Source organism: Streptomyces chiangmaiensis, assembly GCF_036281785.1.
Taxonomy (GTDB): domain Bacteria; phylum Actinomycetota; class Actinomycetes; order Streptomycetales; family Streptomycetaceae; genus Streptomyces; species Streptomyces chiangmaiensis.
The window spans coordinates 1-565 of sequence record NZ_JAYWVC010000746.1 but is presented as its reverse complement, the minus strand read 5'-3'; the positions used below and the strand labels follow the sequence as shown (position 1 = coordinate 565).

Annotated in this window: 1 protein-coding gene; it reads right to left on the bottom strand. The window is 69.7% G+C overall.

Going from position 1 to position 565, the window contains the following annotated elements; genetic code table 11:
- Positions 1-565 (bottom strand): ABC transporter ATP-binding protein (locus VXC91_RS46725; RefSeq protein WP_329513383.1); only part of this gene is annotated, 565 nt, incomplete at both ends.

Here is a 565-nt window from a genome sequence, read left to right as displayed (position 1 = left end):
CCGTGTCGCGATTGCCTCCCAGCGGGGCGGTCGGGTGATGCCGGGGCCCGGCAGCAGGCGGGGGGTCAGGGGCCTGCTGCCGGGAGTCTTGGTGGGTTCCTGGATCTGGGCGAGTTCTTGTTCGACCTGGGCCGCGTCCTTCTCCTCCGCCATGCCGATCGGCCCCTGCATCCGGCCGTTGAGGAACTGGCGGACGACGGGCTCGTCGCTGGTCAGCAGCTGTTCGCGGGGCCCGAACATCACCAGCTCGCGCCGGAACAGCAGCCCGATGTTGTCGGGGACCTGGCGGGCGGAGGCGATGTCGTGGGTGACGATGAGGAAGGTCGCGTCGATCTGCGCGTTGAGGTCGACGATGAGCTGGTTGAGGTAGGCGACGCGCACCGGGTCGAGGCCGGAGTCCGGCTCGTCGAAGAGGATGATCTCCGGGTCCAGGACCAGCGCCCGGGCGAGCCCGGCGCGTTTGCGCATACCGCCGGAGATCTCGCCGGGCAGCTTGGCCTCGGCGCCGAGCAGCCCGACCATGTCCATCTTCTCGAGCACGATCCGCCGGATCTCGCTCTCCGAC